Raw genomic sequence first — 21,491 nt, 5'->3', positions numbered from 1 at the left:
TAGTGACCGATGCTTATAGCCGAAAAATCGTCGGATATTGTGTATCGGAAACACTGAGTGCGATGGGCAGTCTAAAAGCCTTGTCGATGGCCTTGAAAGACTGCCCGGACACGAGTGGATTGATTCACCACAGCGACCGGGGCGTGCAGTATTGTTGCCTGGAGTATGTCAATCTTTTAAAGGATAATACCATCCAAATCAGCATGACGCAAAGTGGAGATCCATTGGAAAACGCTATTGCGGAACGGGTGAATGGTATCTTGAAAGAGGAGCTGTTAGCCGATCACTATCCTAGCCTGGCTGTAGCCAAAAAAGGGATTGCCCAGGCTGTGCTGACCTATAATTCATTACGCCCCCATAGCAGTTGTGACATGCTGACCCCACAGCAAGCCCATCAGCAAAGGGACGATTTGCGAAGGCGCTGGAAGAACTACTACAAGAAACGGGAAGTAAATCTGGAAATCGCTAGCTGATGTTTAGTTGAGATACTGTAAACCAATGGTAGGACTATAAGCATGAACTACCAAATTCACTTTGAAACTGTAAACTTATTTTAGGACGCTACAAATAAAAGATACCTTGATTCAAGAGATGACAATTTGAGACTCTTGACTGAAGTAGGGTGCTTCTTCTAATAAGATCTTTACGTGGTGTTGGGAAACGGGCGTTTTGCGAGATGCTAAATACGTAACTTATCGACTCAACTTATTCGAAGCTATACGTGCAGGAAAACTAACAATGAGCCTAAAGGAATGAATAAACCTCCCTTATAATTCTGATAAACAGATTGGTATAAGTGGAATTGACTCATTAACTTTAATGGATCGAACAACTAGTTATGCCCTATGCTCTTGAAAGGTTTCCTGCCCAGCCCAGCCTTGCGGGAGTACATCGAAAATATCGGTATTGTTCATCTGGTATTTCCCCCCGATGAACCGATTCCCGTCAAAGCTTATACCCCCAAAACCGGCGACTCCCTTGAGTTTTTTCTCCGGGACCCCGAATACGTTCAATATCCAGGAGAAACCACTAAAATCAAGAGACCCGTGGCCTTCCTTCATGGCCAACATACACTGGTGACCAATCGAAATGTAGGACGGGAGTTTTTATACCTCAATATTAAATTTCAACCCGGTGTTTTATTTCGATTAACGGGCATTCCTTCCTACGAACTGACTAACACCTATATCGATGCAGAAGCTGTTTTTTCACCAGATATACGGACGCTAACTGAACAGTTAAGAAATGCAGGCTCGTATGCTGAAATGCTGGAATGGGCGGAAGCGTTTGTCGTCAGACTCATCAGGCGATCCCAAAAGGATGCCCATGGTATTGATAAAGTAGCTCAACTGCTGTTGCACAATACCGCACCTATTTCGATGGATTGGCTGGCTAGTCAATCCTGTTTATGTGCCCGCCAATTCGAACGCAAGTTTAAGGAGCGGATGGGCGTACCCGCTCCCCAACTGGCCCGAATTGCCCGCTTTGATAAAGCCTTCCTGCTGAAAAATGCCCAGCCCCAAAAAGACTGGTTAAGCATTGCCCTTCAGTGTGGCTACTATGACTATCAGCACTTAGTCAGAGACTATAAACTCATCACCGGGCTTACTCCCCCCTCATTTTTTCAGCTGGACAATCAGGCTCCCGAACGACTCCTGGGCTTACACGAATAATGTGCACCAGTCGGTCAGATGCAAAAAGTCGTTTTTGTACCACTAATCACGATAGGAAGGTCTTCATTTTTGCCTAACAAACGTCTTGTTATGGAACGCAGGCATTTCCTGGCTACCGGTCTACTGGCTGGCTTAGACTACCCCTCCTCCTCGCTTATTCAGCGACTTCTACCCGAACTTACTCCTACCGACAGGGGCCCTTTAAAACCTTTTTACACGCCCCCCGAGCCCATTCAGGTAGGGCCCAATGGCCTCGGATTCAAAATACCCGTCCGCAGTAGCCAAACCAACGGACAATTCTCCTGCATGGAGGGAATTATGGGGCCTAAACGGATGGGACCGGCCCCCCACGTTCACAAGGATCTGGACGAACTGATGTTTGTGCAGGAAGGTACCGTTAGCATATTGGTTGGCGATACCGTCTATGAAGTCGAAGCGGGCGGATGGCACCTGCGTCCCCACGGTATTGTCCATACGTTTTGGAATGCCACCGATAAACCAGTCCGGTATACGGACATGTTTTTCAACCAGGATTTTGAAAACTTTCTGGAAGCGATGTTTGTCCGGTTGATTCCTGACCTGATGAAGCGGGGTGTTTCCTTGACCTCAAAAGAGGCCACATCCCAAATGGATGCCTTGTATATGCGCTATGGGATCACCATGTTCGAGGAGCAGCGGCAGCCCCTCATGGCTAAATATGGGTTAAAAGGGTAATTCCTTAACCCTATACGACCCAAAGCAACTCATCATTCTGTCTGCTTAAACTTACATTCATGAAGACGTTTCTACTTTGTTTATTCGTATTTCTTTCGCTGGGTGATCTCTCGGCACAAGCTACTAAAAAAGGGAAGGTAGTGATAACAAAATTCTTCGCCCCATCCATTCAGGGTAGTCGGGGTGGTGAAGACCCCATGCGCAAGCTAACCATTTACCTGCCGCCCGGCTATCAGGAAAGCAAGCAACGCTATCCTGTTGTCTATTTTTTGCATGGTTTTTTGGTCAATGATAGTTTAATGATGGTCTATAATCGGTTCCAGGAATTGATGGATACGGCCATTCTAAGCGGTCAGTTGCACCCCATGATCTTAGTCTTGCCCAATAGCGAAACAGCCTTTGGTGGCAGTTATTATACCAATTCAACCCTGACGGGTAATTGGTCTGATTATATCGGAAAAGATGTAGTCAGCTATATCGATGGCCACTATCGTACCCTAGCCAACCGGAACAGCCGAGGACTATGTGGGCATTCCATGGGCGGGTACGGTGCGTTAAAAGTGGGGATGCTGTATCCGGATGTCTTTGGCGCTGTGTATGCGCTCAGCCCGGCAACCTTGTCTTGGGCGGCTGACTTTAGCTTGACCAATCCTGTCTTTAGGGGAATGGATTCGTTCCGGAATGAATTCAGTGCCGACCAGATAAGGGCTGACTTATATAAGGGGAAACGAGAGAAATTTTACACCCTCTTGCTGGCCGATCTGGCTCGAACTTATTCGCCTGATCAGGGAAAAAACGTTCTTTCAGCCGCCATGCCCGTAACCTATGTTGGTGATAGTGTGCGAGTCAATAAAGAGATCGTCGCCAAGTGGGAAGCTAATTTTCCGATGAACATGATTGACCAGCATGGAGCCGCCTTAAAACAATTGAATGCCTTAAAAATAGATTGGGGCCGCAATGAAGAATTTGCTCATATTCCTATCACCTGCCTACAATTGAGTAAGAAGCTAGAGGCCCATGGGATCAAGCATATTGCCGAAGAATATAATGGTACCCATATCAATAGATTAGCTGGTCTGGATGGCCGACTGTATACCGAAATGCTGATCTTCTTTAATACCTATTTACAAACGGCGTCAAAAGAACGAACAACCGTTCGCTAGACATGGCGAATATTTTCAGGGGTAAATTATAACTAACAAGTGTATCAAAATACCCTCCCATCTGAGACGACGCGTTCATGTATCTGCTTCTTAATTCAAGCCGTTGTCACGACGATTTACTAGAAATAAGTGGGCAGGAGAAGCTTCAAGTGACTTACTATCAAGTATACCTCAACAAGCACTTTGCTAATCGGGTTGACAAGAACAGGCGATTTTCGTTCGCTCACTTTATCATAACCCGTCCAGCGCTGCTTCCAGATGGATTCGTTGCTCACTAGATCGTTACCCGTAGCTCAAGTCTGGTGCCCTGGCCTGGCGCCGAATGAATCCGTAAGCGGCCGCCCATAGCTTGTGCACGCTGCTGCATACTGACTTGGCCGGTCCGCTGGCTAGGCTGAGTCGGATCAAAGCCCTGACCATTATCCTCAATCCAAACTTGTAGTTGGTGATCCGCTTTAGTAATGCGGACCAACGCCTGGGTGGCCTGGGAATACTTGGCTAAGTTAGTAAGGGCCTCTTTGCCAATCAAATAGACATTTCGCCGATGCTCAATGGGAATAGGAACTTGGGCTACCTCAGTAGTGATTTGAAACGAGAATTGAATCCCTTTTGACTCCATCAGGGGTTGGGCATAGGTCTGTAAGCGTAGCAGAATCCGTTGCAGCGAATCATTGCTTGGCTTGATGGTCCAAATAATTTCATCCATCGATTCAAGAATCTGCCGGGCGTCACTGTACACTTTTTGGATCACCTTTTGAGCCGATTCCGCTCTATTCTGCCTGAGCAAAGTATCAATATGGCTACTTAGCATAGAAATGCTACTTAGCGTACTGCCAACCTCATCATGCAGATCTTGAGCAATCTGGGTGCGCAGTTGCTGAGCCTCCTCAAGCCGCCGAAGTCGGGACCGATTTAACAACCAGACGCTGACGGCTGCTCCCAGCAACAAGACCAACCCCCCAATGACCAGCAGTGCCGTACTGCGGAACTGAGCTTGTTGGGTTTTCTGTTGCAACAATTGGATCTGGGCCGCTTTCTTTTGCTGCTCGGCCTGGACTAGAGCGTCTTTCTTTTCGAAGGCATACTGCATTTTTACCTCCGTTAATTGCTGAGTCTTCTGCTGGTTATAAATATTATCTCGGTATACGATGAAGGATTTATAATGCCAATACGCCTGGGAATAATTTCCTTGTGTACTATCAAGTTGAGTTAAAAAACGGTAAGCCCGCATCAGATAATCATTGTATTGAAGGGCTACGGCTCCTTTCAAACCACGGTGCAACAACCGCTCAGCCGTCGGAAGTTGATTCAATTTTCGGTTTAGATTGCCCGCCATCAATGTTGCTTCAACGATTCCATCCTGAGCTTTCATTTTTTTCCACAACGCTAGCGCTGTCAAAAAATTCTTCAGGGCTGCTTGGTAATGGATGAAGGCTTTCGGTTTATTGCCTGACAAATGGGCTTTGTCTCCTTGGCTTTCATAAATCTCCCCCAATGTAGAATAGGTAAAGGGCAACATCCAGGCTGGTCCCTCAAAGTTGGGCTCTTTTACCAGCTTCAACGCCGTCAACGAATAGTGCAGGGCTTGGGCGTGATGCCCCTGATTGTGGTGGACAGTGGCAATAGTGTTCAGGGACTGAACGATGCCGGATTTAAACGAAAGCCTCCGACGGATTTTCAGTGATTCAAGTAGGTTTTTTAAGGCCTCTTGATAATCACCCTGGCTAATAAACGTGGCCGCAATCAGTTGTAATGCCTCGGCTTGGAGTTGCTGGTTATCTTCTTTCTGAAACAGGGATAAAGCTTTGTAGTGGTGGGTGAGTGCCTCTGGTAGCTTATTTTGCCTTGAATAGACAGTGCCCAGTGCCCGGTGCACCCAGGCTTTATCCCGGTCCTTATCCGTAGTTTGGCTTAATTTTAATAGGATAAGGAAGGTATCAAGTGCCTTCTGGTTGGTTTCATAATCCTGGTTGAGCTCTAAATACGTGGACCCAATTTGCCAATAGGCCCTTTTGATATGCTTGAGGGCATTGAGCTTTTTAGCCAAGGTTAATGCTTCATTTGCAGACAAAATAGCGTTTTTTAGCCTGTCGATGCCAAAGCAACTACTCATCAAAAGAAGGGTATTGATCCGATTGGTATCTTGTTTTTGAGTAGCCAGTACTTTTACCAGCGAGTCAAGCCTGGGCGTCTGGGCTTGTAGGCTAGCAGCTGACAGCAAAAGTGCCCAGCTAAGAACGAGTGTGTAGACCAATGATTTCATCGGGTAAAGGGGTGTCCCTTCTAGCTGGTGCTGTTTTGAGTGAATGATTTTGGGAATGTTTTGCCCTTAGAATTTACAGGTTACTTGGTTAGCAATATTCTGCCGGTTTATATTCGTCTGGTTCCTAAATAGCTACTATACGGTTATTTGTAGAGAATGAGCAATTCTGGCCGGATCGTATACTTTTTAATTATAGGAGTAGGCCCCGGATGACTTTCGAAAAGATCTAGCCCATTAAAGATAGGTAATGTGCAGTTGGCTCACAATTCCACATCTATGAGATGATTGGGGTGGTCCGGTTTAGCGGGACCGTTTAGTGCTTCGTTTTTGACAAATTTAGATAATACTCATTTTCTAACTGTTCAGGGCTTAGAGGTGGTCCGGTTTAGCGGCACACTGGACTTGCCCGTTTTGTATACTATTCCTTGATGCGTATTTTTTGCCACTAATTGTAAAATCTTACTAAAACGCTCCCATGTGAGACGAAGAGTTTTTCATGTGTCAGCTTTGTAAATTTGGTATTTTTTAGTAGTTATGACCCAGCTCAAACTAAAAGTTTACCCCGCTGAATTCTTTGGTATGATCCGTTTCCTGCAAGGATTTTCGATCAGTTGGCGAGTACCCCTACCCCAACAGTCTCTGGCCAGTGTAGTGTTAACCATACGTACTGAGTCTGAAACTAGGTAAAATAGTAGCCTGGAAGCATAAAGTCCCAACAAAAACGCACACCCTGAACTTGCCATTGCCTGTGGCTAAAGCGCTCTATAAGGAATTGCAGGCTGCCTATATTGACGAGTGGCAGGTCATGTTTTTGACGAAGCTGGATCAGGCGGTTATGAACTTACGCTTACATTGACATGCTGAAAAAATGAAAAGAATAAGAACTCATACAAATCATTTTTAAGAGTATAAACTTATAGCTTGATTATAAGGCTCTATATTTCAGAAGTTTGTCAAATTTAGCGTTAAATTTAACGTTAATTTAGACGTTAAATTTAACGTCTAAATTAACGTTAAACCGTACTTTTCCTGATCCCGCTGGATCTTTTCCTGCACAGCTTCAATAACCCAGTCATGGACCGAAATCGAAAGCTTGCGATTGCGGCCAGCTGGACGTTTATCACGTAATAGTTTGATAGCGTCCATCTCAGTGCTTTTAAAAATGATCTTGATCGCTTTAGTCTGATTAGGATCCGTAGCTTCCTCTCCCCGACTCGTTGGTTTCCCGCCTTTGTTAATGTATTCTTGGATTTTCTTTTCCGAAGCCGGTTTCGGTTCTTCCGCCGGTTTCGTTGCCGCCGGCATTTTGGAAATAGCCATAATTTGGTGCTGAATTTAGTGTCAAATTTAATGTCTAAATTAACGTCAATTTTAACGCTAAAATTAGTGTCTTATTTAACGTCAATTTTAACGTTAAAATTGACGTTAATTCTCTCCGAGATGTTTAGGAAAAGCTGATCGATTTCCGCTACTGCCTTCTCGTCGACCGGGTTCCCTTCAATCACACCTAACCCACTGGATGCCGTATTCGCAAAACTCTTGCGACTGACGATAGCCGGTGCAACGTAGTCAATGACCGTACTCTCATTCAGTAGTTCTGCCGAGTCTTTATTGTCGGAGCCTTTAGGGTCAGCCCGGTTGAGAATAGAGAAGGCATACAGTTCATCGGGTTTGATCGCCCGTACTTCCTTTACCAGATTCTCTACGTCGGCGATTGTCCACAAGTCGAAGCTGCGTGGATTGAAGGGCACCAAGTACACATCAGATACAACCAGAGCTGCCCGCTGACTGGTCGTATCGCGTCCTCCCGTGTCGATAACAATATGATCGAACTTGGGCTTGAATTTGGTTACTTGTTGCCGGACCGCATCGCCTGTTAATACCGTAGCCGTGTAGCCACTATCACCTTGGGTAATGTGCTCCCGCCATTTGGTGAACTTGGTAGCCGTTTCCTGTTCGTCTGCATCAACGAGCAGAACGTCATACCCTCGCTTGGACAACCAGACTGTAAGGTTGGTAGCGATCGTGCTTTTGCCGCTTCCACCTTTGATTCCGCCTACGGTAAAAATCATAATTTAGCGTTGCTTTTAGTAGTGAATTTAGTGTCAAATATAGTGTTAAATTTAACATTAAAATTGACGTTAAATTTAACGTTAAAATTGACATTAAATTTGATGTTATTTTTAACGTTAAATTTAACGTCAATTTTAATATATACTTGATCATTAGATATTTATAGATAAAGAAGATACTTGCTGGTATCAAAACAGATACGGGTAGGGTAGGGGATCAAACCACAAATTCACTCAGTTCGTTGCGATCCTGGTACGTCAAATCTGGCTGATTGCGGGTACCATATGGTAAATCTTCCAGCGATTTTCGTGGGAAGAAAGTGAACGAGAAAGCGAAATCGTGTAGCGTAATTTTATAATATAATTGTATTGTATATAACAAAAGTTTAATATAGCAGTTTTGGGTTATGTATGAACCGCCATGTCAGAAAGAGGTAAACGAAAACGCTCTCATCAATTCGTTAAAGCAGTTATCAAAACCCGCTTCCAGATTCCTTTCTTTCAGTCATTGGTACAGGCCGGTTTTCCGAGTCCTGCGGACAATTATGTAGAGCGGGTCTGTGATCTGAACGACCTTTGTATCACGAATGCTGAATCTACGTACTTCGTGCGGGTTACCGGTGACAGTATGACTGGCGACCGTATTGAGCCTGGCGACGTATTGATTGTTGATTGTTCACGTGAAGCCGTCGATGGCAAGATTGTTGTCGTATGGTATAATGGTGAACACACCGTTAAGCGTATTCACTACGTCGGGGATATGGTTGTTTTAATGCCCGCTAACCCGGAATACGAACCCATTTATATTCATACTGGCGAGGATTTTCGTGTGTTCGGAGTCGTTACGTACATTATTCAGAAACCACTTTAAATAATGCGGCATTTAATAAAATTTATCTTCCTGATTATCGTGGCTTCCTCAGTCGGTTTCGCTCAGGAGTTTCCGGATGAACTGAATGAACTGGACGACGTAACAGGGGTGGGTAATGAAAGAGAAGCTCTATTGCAGAGTAAAGAATTGATTGCTCAAAAAAAACATGCAGAAGCGTACAAGCTTTTAACTGATATTATCACTAGAGATCCGACCGTTTACTACGCCTATTTACTACGTAGTAAAGCACGGTATGGTCTGAAAGATTATAAAGGTAGTATTGATGATTCGAAGCATCTGGTAAATAATGCAGCAAACGTTGACAGTCTTTCCTTATTTCTGGCCTATCATAACCTAGGAGCCACTTACAATAACTTGAGGGATTTCAAGCAAGCTGTATACTATTCGAAAATAGCCAAAAAACGGGACTCAACAGATGTAAGACCTTATTTCAACCTAACGTATAGTTATTTGGAGTCCAAGCAACTCGACTCTGCGTACTCAGAGCTGGAAGGGCTTTTGAAAATTGACCCCAATGATAAACGGGGATATTATGGCAAGGGGAAGATCTATTTAATGAAGAAAGAATACCAGCTGGCAATTTCACAATTTGACAAAGCAATTGCGCTGGATAGTAATTATGTCTGGGCTTACCAAAATAGGGGAGAAGCCAAACGGTCACTGGGGGACAAAGAAGGGTGTTGTCAGGATTGGACAAAAAGCTACGAGCTTGGGCTAACTACGATTAAGCCTTACTTAAAAAAGGTGTGTCGATAACAACTGGATTCTAGGAAATATGGTGGGCCTTGTCGACTGCAACAATTTCTACGTAAGCTGCCAGCGTAGTTTCGACCCGTCACTAAACGGGCGTCCAGTTGTTGTGCTCTCCAATAATGATGGCTGTACAATCGCTCGTTCGAATGAAGCGAAGGCGCTGGACATAAAAATGGGAACGCCGTTTTTCCAGATGGCCGACGTAATCAAGGAGCATAACGTAACAGTTTTCAGTAGCAACTACACGCTGTATGGCGATATGTCCGCACGGGTGATGGCGTCGCTCGGCCGCTACGTCGAAGAGGTCGAAGTCTATTCCATCGACGAAGCCTTTCTCAATCTGACCGGCTACGAATCGGTTTATCCCGACCTGACCCAGTTTGCCCGAACGCTACGTTCGACGATTGATCAGTGGACACGTATACCCGTATCCGTTGGCATGGCTCCAACAAAGACGCTCTGTAAAGTAGCCAACTTCTATGCGAAGCGCCGACCTGAACACGGCGGGGTTCTGCTGCTGGATACGGACGCGAAGATTGAGGAAGCGTTGACTGATTACGACGTAGCGGATCTGTGGGGCATCGGCTGGCGTTACGCGGCCATGCTGAAACGGAATGGGATACGTACCGCGTGGCAACTCCGAAATGCGCCGGATGACTGGCTACGGGATAAATTGACCGTGAACGGGCTGCGCCTGGCGTATGAGTTACGTGGTACGTCCTGCAAAATGCTGGAGCTGGAACCGCAGCCGAAAAAGACCATCTGTACAGCGCCTTCGTTTGGGAAACTCATTCCCGACCTGGCCACGATTACCGAGGCCCTGACCACGCATGTAAGCCGGGCGGCTGAGAAGTTGAGGAAGCAGGATTCGGCTGCCGGCACATTGACCGTTTTCATTCATACGAATCGGTACAAACGGTCGCCCAATGGGGAACTGGCCAAGCAGTACTATAACAGTCGAACCGTTGAACTGCCACATCCAACCGCCAGTACGTCGGAACTGGTCGCTTATGCGCAGGCAGCCTTGAAAGCAATTTATCGATTTGGCTACGAGTATCAGAAAGTGGGCGTCATTCTGTCGAATCTGGTGCCGGGCGATTTTCAGCAGGAGACTCTGTTTACGGCTGGGCCTGATCGTCGAATGGCGAAACTGTCGAAGGTCGTCGATAAACTGAATTATCGATACGGACGGGACAAGGTACGTATTGCTGATGTCGGGTATAATCCGACCTGGCATCACAAACGGGAATTTTTATCGCCGTGTTATACGACGAAGTGGGGCGATATTTTACGGGTGAAATAACAAATTAACTTATTAAACCTATTGAATTATAAATACTACTCGCATTTTAATCACAAAAAGCTTAATATGGTAAAATAAAACACTGTATCTAATCATTTATACATGTAATACTATTATAATGTTTTTCCAATTTATCAAAAAATTGTTGATGAATATAGTGCCTATTTCTAAAGGCTTTACTTTGAAATTTTGACTGTACTTTTTTGTTCGTTACAGTTAAATTCTTGATTTTAATGTCAACATCTATAATTCTATACCAGCGAGGATTGATATTTTTCGGCTTTATGAGAAAGTTGTATAAATAATCAGAGTCTTTGGAGATAACAGCTAGTGTGTAAGAAACACAATAAACTGTAATATCTGTCAAACTGTTACTTTCTTCAAGCATATCTTTAACTAAAATATCTAATTCAGATTTAAATTGAGTTGAACCAAAAAACTCAAAAAAGAAAGATCTTGCCCATAAAATAATCTCTAATACAGTCCTCTTTCTGATTTTTATATCATCATCGACAATAATATCATTGATCAAATCTCTCAGTAAGCTATCAAAGATTGTAATCATAGACTTTAAAACATTACGCCTTTTATTATTTTCTAAAAGATGTGCTGCTTGTAAAACCTTAGATGAATGAATTATATATGATGCCTTTGACCCTATATCAGATGGATATATTTCTAATTTTGCAATTCTATCTAATACGTTTGATGAATGACTTTTAGTGCCTGCATAAAAAATGTTTGGATTTATCCACCAATTGTCATAAAAATTTTCCACCAATAAATCTTCATCATTATGATCAAAGAGAGTTATTGAAAGGTATTCTTGAATTGTAAGATGAAAAAATTTATATGTACTATCAAATTCTTCCTTTATGAGTAAACTAGTTCTTTGCTTTATACTCTCTAAAAATTGTTCAGGCTTATTAAAACTTGTCATAGGTATTTTATCAAATAAAGCCTCTAAAAAGGAAGTTAATTCAATTTCTGAGATACTAGTATAACCTTTCTTATGTAAATGTTCGGCAATTTTCTGTAATACAAACTCCTTCTCTTTGACTAGATATTGCTCCGAAATCCCTTTATTCTTATCCCACCTATTTAAAAAAACATCAGTGAATTTCTTATATAATTCTGTTATATTCTTGGGTAGCTCTTTTACATCCAGTCGATCTTCTTTAAATAGTATAGCGAGCAATATAGCTGTTAACGGCGTTTTAGGAAAAGATTTTATAAGTTCGCTGTGCTTAACAAGTTTTACGAATCCTGATAATTTACTATCTTCCCCTAAGATTTTAGAACCTAAATTTAAGATATCGTTTACAGTTAATGGCAATAACTCGTAACTTTCGAAGTTATTTTCTATTTGTGGGTTATTTTTCAAATAATCACTAGTTCTAGATGTTAGTACAATTCTAACATTTTTAATAGATCTAAGAGCGATGATTTTTTCCAATATACTATTTCTAGCAGATTCTGTAGGTATCTCATCTAAACCATCTAATAACAATAAAAGATAATCCTTCTCTACATCAAATGGCTCTAACGAAAGCTCTGTATTTGTAACTTTTTTAAACTCATCTCTTAAAAGTGAAGCGATATCGTTTTCATTAAGAAAATTTGCAATTTTATTTAGTTCATAGTAAAAAACAAATCCTTTATTTTCTTTGGCAATAAAATCCTTGCCTAAAGTTTTAAGAGTTGTGCTTTTTCCTGAAGTCGCTATTCCATGGAGAAGTATGAATTTCTTGTTGGTAAGAATATCTTCAATGTCTGGTAGAGGCTTTACTGGAATTCTGTGAAAATTTGGATCTACTGTCTTCAAATATTCACCAGTTTCGTTTTCAAGGCTTTTAGCTTTTGCTTTTATCTTAATTCGGAAGTTTTCTACTGAATGGAGGTTTACGTCAAAATCAGATTCAAATAATTTGATGCTATTGTCTAATGATAATACTTTTATAATGTGTTCATTATAAATACTCTGTATTAAATCCTGATTGCCGAAGAGAATTCCTAATATATAATCACTTTTCTCAATTGCTTTAGCAATATCTCCATCAGTCCAAAATATTATATTTTTAGTCTTCTTATCTATTTGTTCAGCAATTTGCACTTTTGCATTATCTTTATAAGATCCATTAGTTATAACGTAAACTTGATCTATGCTAACATTACCCTGTGAAGTACTAGGATAGCTTTTTCGAAAGCATTCGTTTATTTGTCTAACAACAGTCTCGAAACCACTTTGATTTATATCGTTTACTTTAACAACACATGCATACCAAGTTATGTTATTCAATTTATCGCTATCATAAAAGACTATGTCTTTCCCAAACTCCTGAGTTCCATGTGACTCTACCACCTCACTTAAACCCATAGATTGAAATAAGACACAAAGAGTTTTTCTTAATTCTTTTTCATCCATTAATTTTAATCTTTCACGAATCTCTGGTATGGTCTTACGCATAAAAACTATATTCTGTTTATTGTTTATATATAGATATAAAAGTAAATTATTGACTTTTATACTGATATTTTTATGGTTTGAGTAAAGTAATTGTTCATCAAACAAAACTTCTAATATAGCTCAAGCTATTAAGTTTAAGATTACCAAATGCGGCTTATTGACTAATTAAAAATAATGACTGTACCGTAATTTGGTCAATATCAGCTTCCAGCGCTTGTTGGATCGATGCTGGCACATTGGATAGTAAATCAAGGCCAGTCTCCGCTTCAATCGCATCGATACTCGTTCGAAAGGTGTTCCACTTCGCATCCCCTGCTACGTTGGTATTGGGCATCCGTACAGCAATAGCGCGAGTCTGCGCATTGATGCGGCTCAGGTCATTCGAGCCACCGGGCAGTACCACAATCACCTTCCAAAGCGCAGCTGGCACGGTCAGCTTTCCACCCGCCAGCGACGTAGCAGTTCCATTGTCACCCTGGCCACCTTTGCCCGACGGCCCAGCAATAATGTAAAGCTCGTTCCCTTGCGTTACCAGGCTCCGGCAATACGCTTCCAGCAATTGCCACGACTGACGATTCAATTGAGGTGCCTGAGGGACAATGTTCGAAAGAATAAACGTAGATCGGTTTTCCTCGGCTGTGCTGTCGCGGTCGTCGCTCGGGCAGAGGTGGCCACGGTCGAAGCCGGTATTGGTATAATCCGCATGACGCGCTACGTACCAGCTCGCCGGTAAACCGGTTTCGGGAATAAAGTTACCCCCGTAGCGGGGAGCCGATCCTTTCCACGCTGAGCTCAGATGCCAGCTGCACCAGTTGGCAATACCCGTTGATTGATTATACGAAAGACTATACGTAGCACGGCTGATCAGGTAGGCATTTGGACTGGATTCGCTGCTACGTGCTCCGTCAGGATTGCCCAGTGTCAGGTTATCGTCGCGCGTGGACGTAGTATTGTTGGGAGCCAAATCCGGTGTTTGCTTACAGTGAAGCAACGTAGCCAGCAGCAGGCCATACGCCAGCAGCCGAAGGAAAGTCGGTTTCATGAGTATCGTTGGTAAGAGGAAAAGGCCGTAAGCCTATGGCAAAGGTAAACAGGAGCAATACGACTCGGCTAGTGGACAGCGACTTTATCGAAGCAATGGTTCTGACAGGAGGGAAGCAGGTGCTCGTTACGTCAACGGAAATGCGTACATTAGACTCTCGTTTTTTACCAAATGACTCTCTACGAATTTAATCTGTTACCAAGCGCCCGGCAGGTGGATTGGGTCTGGGAGAAAGGCACGTTTTTGGTGCGCCGGGATGTGGGACGCTTGTATCTGATGCTCTTCGCCGTGAATTCTTTTTTTGTGGAGATTCGCTTTGATCAGGATCTACGGGAGGTTACCGCCTGTCGCTCGTTCCGCAGTCTGGTTCCGCTGGAACCGTATCTGGAAATCATTCAGATCAACTCTATTTAGTCAGCTCAGGCCTGCAAATGCAGTTCAGAATTTCTGAAATCAGCTGTTCACTGAACACGAACTACGCGTTGCACGACTGAAGACTTTAACTTTGCGGCTATGTTTCGGATCCTATCAAAAACCGCATTAATGATCCTGGCCAGCCTTTGGCTCCTAACGGCTTGTCAGTCTGGAAACAACACCCCTTGTGACGCGAAACCCGTCACCACCAAAGCCCCCGACGAGGAAATCGCCCAGCTCAAACAGTTCATTGAGGCAGGCCGGATTAAGGCGACTTTTGATAAGCGGGGTTTTTACTACGCAATCCAGAATCCGGGAAGCGGAGCAAAGCCAACCGTCTGTTCAACCGTCAGCGTTAACTATGATGGAAAGCTAACCAACGGCACCCGCTTCGATAGTGGAAATGACATCAGATTTGGCCTCTTTCAACTGATTGTCGGCTGGCAGGAAGGTATTCCGTTGATTGCCCCCGGTGGACGTATTACGCTATATCTCCCTCCTTCGCTGGCGTATGGTGATCAGGAGCAGCGGGATATTCCGGCCAATTCGATCCTCGTTTTTGAGATTGATCTGCTGTCTGCTCGATAATTTTGACCTGTTGATCATTGCTACGTTGTTTCTGGATGGCCGGCCTGTAGGGTATAAATAATTCGTCGCGAATCTGCGTGTAATCGTCCTCATCGGACTGAATGGGTTGGCTGTTCATTGGATAGGGGAGTCAGGTGCCGGCTCAGTTTCTATTTTTTGAAGCAGGTCGATGGCGAAGCAGCCATATTCCCCACAGGCCAGCAGTTGATCGGCTGTCGTAATAATCCCGGTAATGGTAAACGTAAGGGTTGGCTTGATTCCGGCGTTTACGAGTACCCGATCGCCGGCTTTCAGCGTAGTCGTCATGCAGTTGCTTTTTGCCTAAGACGTAGCAACCTGGCATTCGTTACATATCGGATGAACGTAGTGCTTTGGTTAATATCTGCCGATACTGCTCAAGTTGTTCTGGTGTTACGTTACGCCCTCGGCTTCCGGCTACGTTCAGTATTCTGATCTGGTACTCCTTCAGCCAAGTTCGCAGCTGCTCAGGTGTCGGATTGACCAGATAAGGCTTTCCTTCCTGTACACACGTATCGAGTGTTAGTTTCGTGCCCCCTGCTACGTTGCCGAAAATCACCGTCCCGTCGGATTGTACTACGTTGGCGCGGGTACGGGGTGGATACTTCGTAGAGGTATGTTCCGTAAGTCCATAATCCCGCAGTCGCTCATCGGAGCCGTTCTCCGTCAGATAGCCTTTCGGAGCAACACCACCGGTTGAAATGCCTAGTGATCGGGCAACTTCCAAACCAAGTTGATCGATGCCCGTCTGGCCACCGGAGATAATACGTTGAATCGAGTGTTGTGGCATAGAATTATAATGTCGATACTGTCGTGGACATCTTAATTAATTAGGATTAAATTATATAAACGCCTAATTTATAGTTGATTAAAAGTTCAATAAGTAATATTTAGTCGGTTTAGGATAACCTGTCATTATAATTCTAGGATCTAGTTTATTCTATTTGATAATCAACCGAAAAACTTCCACTATTATTCGATGAATCGTCGTCATTAACTTGCAATTGTAATTCTCCGGCGGTCTGAGCGACAATCTCTTGTTTAGAACCAACAATGAACCAATCTCCGTTTCCAATTCTGCCAATCAGCGAACCGTGTTTAAACTCTGGCACTTTACTGTAACTTCCAAATCCATCTATTCCGTCAGGACCGGTTGATCCAGCAAATAGCCCAAGCAAAATAGTACCATTAGCCCTAAATGTAATCTTGTCGCCGACTGTCAATTCTATATTTGTGTGCTGAGTGGACGAATCAACAGTTATATGTTTTTCGCTTGAAAAGAAATCACTGAAGAATCTCGCTACTGTGTCGAATACTCCAGACGAATTTTTTGCATCAATGGAATCAGGAGTGGCACTAACTTCGGATGAAGTCGTATGCGTTCCTAATTTGACATCATATATATCAGTACCTGCTTGAATAGTACCGGAAACAAGTTCAATTGTATTCAAATCAAAAGGAGCGGATGTTGATGGATTACTGTAACTAAATTTGTAGTCAATCGCAATAGGACCCTCATTTGTCTGTAACTGACCTTTTAAGTGAATAACAATGTAATCTATTTGATTAGTTGTTTTTGGTTTTACATGTAATAACTGCTCAATATCCAGTTGTTGAGCTGTAAAACGTCCGTAAGCTGATGGGTAATTTTTCAGAAATACTTGTCCTCCAACGCGGTAACCATCAATTAGCCCATCCCTTATGAAAGGTATATCAAACATATTAACACCATTAAGTGCAATGCTTAGTCCTTTGCTCTCATTTTCGTAAGAGGCTGGGCTGATGAGCGTTCGTTCTTTCGTGGCGGAACCCTGATTTATTGTATCCACAAAGTCAACAGCTAACTGCCTTGCAAAATCATCCTTATTTCTTGAACAACTATATAGGTAGAAAGACAAGACATATATTACCCAAAGTACTTTTGGCGAAACTAGGTTTGTGAAACTTTTCATGTTCTATTCGGCTAATGATTGAAGTATTTTAAGGTGGTCCATTTTAACGTCACACTAAATTTGTCAGATAGGTATAATATTCACGTCTCGTTGGCGGTCCGATCAAACTGTTCAGGGCTTTTATTGCCCAGCGACGAATGCTTTCTCTCCCGATGATAATATACCTCAATGTAATTGAAGATTTTCGAACGTGCATCCTCTAGGTTCATAAATACCCAGATGAGTAACATGTACCAATTAAGCCTTTTAAGGCAGAACTCAATTAGCACATGTTACTTTTACAGCTTGCATATAGTTCTTAAAGGAAGTACGAATTATACTTAACGTATAACCTCTCGAGCAATCAGTAGGGTAATCAACGTGTTACGCTCCATTTCGTATTCTTCGAAGGCAGATGGACAATTCTGTTTAATTTCTTCTTCTTTGGATTGTAGTACCGACGCGTAGTACAGGGATGACAGAACATCTGTAACTTCGGGATCCTGTTCCTGAGCCTGAGCTCGAACGATTCGGGCAATTTCGGATGAATGCTGGTTGATCAAACCCAAACACTCCTGTCGGGTAGATGAACAGGGTAAACCAGATTCTGAACTCTGATACAAGGGGGCCGTATTTTGGGCTTCCTGAGATTCACTTACGCACGATTGAGTCATGGAGAGAGCAATTGTCATCACAATCATCAGTACTATTTTGGCTGAGCTTTTCATTGACTTGGGTGATTTTAGGTGAAAACTGAGCCAAACCTACAGCGAGCTTTTCAGGGCATCATGATTGAATATGCAAACAGGTTTACGTACGGGATTAACAACCTTAAATAGTTGATAAACAAGCAGAATAGGCTTATTAAGAGGGATATTAGGCTTTCATCCGCTCAATAGACCGGTTTATCCTATTAAAGCAGTTGTTGGACACTTATTCCCCTACAAAGGACCACCATTCCTTACATTTGAATAAGATAGTTTTCTCAAAGCCGTTTATGAACTCTAGCCTATCCGCTCGTTCCCAATTAGTAAGACGCTGGTTTCAAAAAAAACTTTTGGCAGACATATTAATCTGGTTGTTTCTACTCCTTTATACCCAATGGTGCTTTTCATTAACCACATTTAGTTCATTTATACATCCAGGGCTAGCCTTTAATATCGGTTACGCTGCGATCGGTATTTTTTTCTTTTGGGTACACACGTTTACAGCTGTACCGCTTATTCAGAAAAAACAGGTTTCGAAAGCGTTAGGCTGGTTAGCTTATCTGTACATTGGGGTTGTAGTCTCTCGTCTTATTTTGTGGCTTGCGCTGGGTGATCATAGTAAAGCATACGATTATGTATTAAAGCGATTCAGTGAGTTTCCTTCGGATGCCCAACGTGCGGTTTGGCTAAATCAACATAAAGATGATTCTTTAGCTATCACATTTATTAGCGCCAGCTTGAGTCTCTTCACGAATAGTATTGTGAGCTTATTCGGTATACTTGCCATGCTTCCCGCAAGTTTGATTTACGGCAGTTACGCACGGGTAAAGGGCTGGCCTAACTGGATACGCAGACTAGCTGGGCGAATTCACCCGTCTCTTAAAACGCTGATAACAACGAACCTCCTTACTTATACCTTACGCATCACCTATGCTAAATTGTCAATTATTCAGTTCAAACCATTTACTTCTTTTTCATTTACATTTCTTCGGTCGACAACCTTTGCCAACATTGTAATATGGTTCATTTTAGGTTTATACGTAACGGGCCTGTACAGTATAAGCAAAGATTTTGTTACAACCTTTCAATCCCAGACAGATCCCACTTTTGTTAGTATCCAAATATTGACTGGAGTTCTGTTTTTTTGGATTCACACGTATAGCAACGTACCCTCTATACGCGATAGGCAGTTCTTGGAAGCTTTATCCCGACTTGGGTTCTTATTTGCCATGCTTGTTTTAATACGGGTTATTAGTTGGATTGCTTTACTTGATTCAAATTCGGTAATACAGGTAATGATGACTGGTGCTGAAAAAAATAAGGATGTTGATCAAATAGCCTTATTGAGAAAAATAGGTGCTGGTAAAAGCGGTAAAGACTTTTTTTCAACCATAATTGGTATTATGATTGAACTTGTCTACAGTTTCTTGGATACCATTGGACTGGTTCTCTTAAGTATTGGTTACGGTTTTTGGCTCCAAATCAAGGGCTGGCCTGCGTGGATTAATTTACGATTAGCTGGTCTTAGGTCAGCTAATGCTTGGATAATAGCAGGCTGGGCAATTTGGCTTCTGCTCCATTTTATGATAGGACGGACCGGACACCGAATTTCGGTCCTTGCGATCTTATATTACATACCCACTTTATTGATACCCACCCTTGTCATTTTTTATGTCAATGCCGGAACTACCTTTCGATTGCTTGACCGTAATAAGCCGTTCCCCGCCCTGTTCTGGACTTTTCTGTTGTGGCTGTTTTTAGGAATGGCGAAAGTTGTCTTGTTTAATTTATTTCAAACTTATTTTGGTATGCCTGGACTAATGAGCAGAGGTATATTTGATTCAGCTATTGATATTACCACTAGAGCGGATAAACAAATTCTGTATACCATTAATTATGACCGGTTACGGACCATTTTCTGGCGTGAGGACGCCTTTTTATTGCTATTAAGTTTTGTCTTGGGCTTTTCTAGGCGAGCAACAAAGTACCGACGGGATTCGGTCCGGCTGGCGGAAGAAAAACAACGTGAGCTAGTCCGCCAGAAAGAACTAGAAAACGCACTGCTAAAAAACCAGCTTGAGCTTTCAGAAAGCCGTCTCAAAATGTTACAGTATCAAATTAATCCTCATTTCCTTTTCAACACGCTTAATTTTCTTTATGCTAAAGCACTAACAGTGTCTGATCCACTGGCAGACGCGCTCATGAAATTGTCCGAGACAATGCGATATAGCCTGAAAAATGTGGGGCCGCAGACTCAGTTTCAACTCGATGAAGAAATCAGGCATCTACAAAATTATATTCAATTGAACCAATTTCGCTTTTCAGAGCAGCTCGAAATACGTTTTGAAGTAGAGGGTAAACCGGCTGGACATACGATATTGCCCCTTTTGCTGGTGACTTTTGTGGAAAATGCCTTTAAATATGGTGATTTACGGGATCCTGCTTATCCCGTACATATGAGGCTCAACATCGAAAAAGATCAATTAACGTTTTGGATTCGTAATAAAAAACGAACAAGCAGCCAAGAGGAATCCACGGGTATTGGATTGGCTAACACGCGACAACGGTTAGAGTCAGCTTATCCCAATAAGCACAGTCTGACTATTCAGGATGAGCCCGCGTTTTTTACAGTACAAATGGAGATTTATTTTCATAATCAGGCTGCATAAATTAGAGTTACAAAAGATAAAATCTAAGCTATGATCAATGTAATGCTTGTCGATGATGAACAGTCTGCTCTCGACATCCTGACTACATATATTTCAAAAACAGTCGTCCCACCGATGAAGATTGTCGGTGCTTATACAAATCCGCGCATCGCTTTGGAAAATGTATTGATCAAAAATATGATACAGCCAGTTGACCTTATTTTTCTTGATATACAGATGGATGAGTTGTCTGGGATGGATTTTGTCCGACAACTCAGTGGGCAAGCCAAAGTTATCCTAACAACTGCGCGTACTGAATACGCGTTGGAAAGCTATCAATATAACGTTGTTGATTATTTGCTTAAGCCTATTCCTTATGATCGTTTTCTACAGGCTGTTCAGAAAGTATTTATCTCAATGGATAGAGATAATGTGAGTAGGGAGAAGACATACAACGTACAAGGTGAACCCGACGCTTCTTCCGATGACTCTCTTTTTATAGATGTTACAGACACGCTGCGCGGAGAGTCCAGACGAAGTAAGGTACGAGTTCGCTTTGCTGATATTAGACGCATAGAACCAGATCGTAATTATGTAGACATTTTTACTAAGAAAAAAAAGATAACTACACTAAATACATTAGAAAACTTCCTAGAGCGATTACCTGACCGAAAATTTGTCAGAGTTCATAAGAGTCATGTGGTTGCCATTGATTGCATAGAACGAATTGAAACGGATTGCCTATACCTTGATGATGAAACAAGGATACCTCTCGGGGAGTCGTTCAGGAGTTCGTTCATGGAATCTATTAAAGATAAAATGATGCGACTTCGGTAACAGCCA

Annotated in this window: 21 protein-coding genes; 11 read left to right on the top strand and 10 right to left on the bottom strand. The window is 42.7% G+C overall.

What is annotated here, in order from left to right:
* The first annotated feature begins 2 nt into the window (after positions 1-2).
* The 4 genes from ACYVF1_RS28745 to ACYVF1_RS28730 all read left to right on the top strand — a co-directional run bounded on the left by ACYVF1_RS28745 (position 3) and on the right by ACYVF1_RS28730 (position 3,550).
* Positions 3-473, top strand: coding sequence for a transposase (locus tag ACYVF1_RS28745; protein ID WP_461085528.1), 471 nt, complete (start codon positions 3-5; stop codon positions 471-473).
* A 372-nt stretch (positions 474-845) separates the two neighbouring features.
* Positions 846-1,673, top strand: a complete 828-nt coding sequence (locus ACYVF1_RS28740; RefSeq protein WP_461085526.1) for a helix-turn-helix domain-containing protein — start codon at positions 846-848, stop codon at positions 1,671-1,673.
* A gap of 90 nt (positions 1,674-1,763) precedes the next feature.
* Entirely contained in the window at positions 1,764-2,387 is a 624-nt protein-coding gene (locus tag ACYVF1_RS28735) for a cupin domain-containing protein (RefSeq protein WP_461085524.1), read from the top strand.
* Between the two features lie 59 nt (positions 2,388-2,446).
* Positions 2,447-3,550, top strand: a complete 1,104-nt coding sequence (locus ACYVF1_RS28730; RefSeq protein ID WP_461085522.1) for an alpha/beta hydrolase — start codon at positions 2,447-2,449, stop codon at positions 3,548-3,550.
* Between the two features lie 274 nt (positions 3,551-3,824).
* On the opposite strand, the gene ACYVF1_RS28725 is transcribed toward ACYVF1_RS28730, so the two are convergent.
* The 3 genes from ACYVF1_RS28725 to ACYVF1_RS28715 form a co-directional block, all read right to left on the bottom strand.
* Entirely contained in the window at positions 3,825-5,813 is a 1,989-nt protein-coding gene (locus ACYVF1_RS28725; RefSeq protein ID WP_461085520.1) for a tetratricopeptide repeat-containing sensor histidine kinase, read from the bottom strand.
* 1,002 nt (positions 5,814-6,815) lie between these two features.
* On the bottom strand, positions 6,816-7,133 hold the full coding sequence (locus tag ACYVF1_RS28720) for a hypothetical protein (protein ID WP_461085518.1): 318 nt from the start codon (positions 7,131-7,133) through the stop codon (positions 6,816-6,818).
* Between the two features lie 71 nt (positions 7,134-7,204).
* Entirely contained in the window at positions 7,205-7,885 is a 681-nt protein-coding gene (locus ACYVF1_RS28715) for an AAA family ATPase (protein WP_461085516.1), read from the bottom strand.
* Between the two features lie 421 nt (positions 7,886-8,306).
* Between ACYVF1_RS28715 and ACYVF1_RS28710 the strand changes: the two genes are divergently transcribed.
* From ACYVF1_RS28710 to ACYVF1_RS28700, 3 genes are read left to right on the top strand one after another with little or no spacing between them, the layout of a single operon-like run.
* The gene (locus tag ACYVF1_RS28710; protein ID WP_461085514.1) at positions 8,307-8,756 is read left to right on the top strand and encodes a LexA family protein; all 450 of its coding nucleotides are present in this window, start codon (positions 8,307-8,309) and stop codon (positions 8,754-8,756) included.
* Between the two features lie 3 nt (positions 8,757-8,759).
* Entirely contained in the window at positions 8,760-9,533 is a 774-nt protein-coding gene (locus tag ACYVF1_RS28705) for a tetratricopeptide repeat protein (RefSeq protein ID WP_461085512.1), read from the top strand.
* Positions 9,534-9,552: 19 nt separating this feature from the next.
* A complete protein-coding gene (locus tag ACYVF1_RS28700) occupies positions 9,553-10,833 on the top strand; it encodes a Y-family DNA polymerase (RefSeq protein WP_461085510.1) in 1,281 nt (426 codons plus the stop codon).
* An 88-nt stretch (positions 10,834-10,921) separates the two neighbouring features.
* On the opposite strand, the gene ACYVF1_RS28695 is transcribed toward ACYVF1_RS28700, so the two are convergent.
* Together ACYVF1_RS28695 and ACYVF1_RS28690 are read right to left on the bottom strand one after the other, a co-directional pair.
* The gene (locus ACYVF1_RS28695) at positions 10,922-13,300 is read right to left on the bottom strand and encodes an NACHT domain-containing protein (RefSeq protein WP_461085507.1); all 2,379 of its coding nucleotides are present in this window, start codon (positions 13,298-13,300) and stop codon (positions 10,922-10,924) included.
* 154 nt (positions 13,301-13,454) lie between these two features.
* Positions 13,455-14,342, bottom strand: coding sequence for a DNA/RNA non-specific endonuclease (locus tag ACYVF1_RS28690; RefSeq protein ID WP_461085505.1), 888 nt, complete (start codon positions 14,340-14,342; stop codon positions 13,455-13,457).
* A gap of 171 nt (positions 14,343-14,513) precedes the next feature.
* On the opposite strand from ACYVF1_RS28690, the gene ACYVF1_RS28685 reads away from it, so the two are divergent.
* Positions 14,514-14,756, top strand: a complete 243-nt coding sequence (locus tag ACYVF1_RS28685) for a hypothetical protein (RefSeq protein ID WP_461085503.1) — start codon at positions 14,514-14,516, stop codon at positions 14,754-14,756.
* 99 nt (positions 14,757-14,855) lie between these two features.
* Positions 14,856-15,344 carry an FKBP-type peptidyl-prolyl cis-trans isomerase gene (locus tag ACYVF1_RS28680; RefSeq protein WP_461085501.1) on the top strand — a complete coding sequence of 163 codons (489 nt, stop codon included), beginning with the start codon at positions 14,856-14,858 and terminating at the stop codon, positions 15,342-15,344.
* A gap of 114 nt (positions 15,345-15,458) precedes the next feature.
* On the opposite strand, the gene ACYVF1_RS28675 is transcribed toward ACYVF1_RS28680, so the two are convergent.
* From ACYVF1_RS28675 to ACYVF1_RS28655, 5 genes are all read right to left on the bottom strand, one after another.
* Positions 15,459-15,650, bottom strand: coding sequence for a hypothetical protein (locus ACYVF1_RS28675; protein WP_461085499.1), 192 nt, complete (start codon positions 15,648-15,650; stop codon positions 15,459-15,461).
* A 40-nt stretch (positions 15,651-15,690) separates the two neighbouring features.
* Positions 15,691-16,152 carry a YpsA SLOG family protein gene (locus ACYVF1_RS28670; protein WP_461085497.1) on the bottom strand — a complete coding sequence of 154 codons (462 nt, stop codon included), beginning with the start codon at positions 16,150-16,152 and terminating at the stop codon, positions 15,691-15,693.
* A 145-nt stretch (positions 16,153-16,297) separates the two neighbouring features.
* Positions 16,298-17,314, bottom strand: a complete 1,017-nt coding sequence (locus tag ACYVF1_RS28665; protein ID WP_461085495.1) for a hypothetical protein — start codon at positions 17,312-17,314, stop codon at positions 16,298-16,300.
* A gap of 80 nt (positions 17,315-17,394) precedes the next feature.
* Positions 17,395-17,523, bottom strand: coding sequence for an IS3 family transposase (locus tag ACYVF1_RS28660; protein WP_461085493.1), 129 nt, complete (start codon positions 17,521-17,523; stop codon positions 17,395-17,397).
* Between the two features lie 111 nt (positions 17,524-17,634).
* The gene (locus ACYVF1_RS28655) at positions 17,635-18,021 is read right to left on the bottom strand and encodes a hypothetical protein (RefSeq protein WP_461085491.1); all 387 of its coding nucleotides are present in this window, start codon (positions 18,019-18,021) and stop codon (positions 17,635-17,637) included.
* A 269-nt stretch (positions 18,022-18,290) separates the two neighbouring features.
* On the opposite strand from ACYVF1_RS28655, the gene ACYVF1_RS28650 reads away from it, so the two are divergent.
* Entirely contained in the window at positions 18,291-20,669 is a 2,379-nt protein-coding gene (locus ACYVF1_RS28650) for a sensor histidine kinase (protein WP_461085489.1), read from the top strand.
* A 30-nt stretch (positions 20,670-20,699) separates the two neighbouring features.
* A complete protein-coding gene (locus ACYVF1_RS28645; protein WP_461085487.1) occupies positions 20,700-21,485 on the top strand; it encodes a LytR/AlgR family response regulator transcription factor in 786 nt (261 codons plus the stop codon).
* Positions 21,486-21,491: the final 6 nt, after the last annotated feature.

The sequence above is a fragment of the Spirosoma flavus genome, assembly GCF_054778555.1.
This window is presented reverse-complemented; position numbering and strand designations above follow the sequence as displayed.